The 333-nt window shown below is 39.9% G+C and carries 1 protein-coding gene; it reads left to right on the top strand.

Features of this window, described 5'->3' with window-relative positions; translation table 11 throughout:
• Positions 1-333 (top strand): transposase (locus A4245_RS19465; protein ID WP_157087782.1); only part of this gene is annotated, 333 nt, incomplete at both ends.

The raw sequence follows: 333 nt of genomic DNA on the forward strand, positions 1-333 counted from the left end.
AAGCGACTACCAAGACGATATTGAAAGATTAGATTCTATTCCTGGTATCGCAACGCGTATGGCTGAACAAATGCTTGCAGAAATTGGTACAGATATTAAGAACCAATTTCCTAGTGCATCTCAAATGTGTTCATGGGCTGGGTTAATTCCTGGAAATAACGAGAGTGCAGGAAAACGGAAAAAACCTAAAACCAAAAACGGAAACAAATACTTGAAATCAGCTTTAATTGAAGCAGCTCATTCTGTAAGAGGATCAGAAAACTATCTTGGTGCACTTTATCGGCGAACTGCAGCCCGAAAAGGTAAGAAACGTGCAGGAATTGTAGTTGCACA

Origin of the sequence: Oceanobacillus damuensis (assembly GCF_001618145.1) — a bacterium.
GTDB classification, from domain to species: Bacteria; Bacillota; Bacilli; order Bacillales; family Amphibacillaceae; genus Oceanobacillus; species Oceanobacillus damuensis.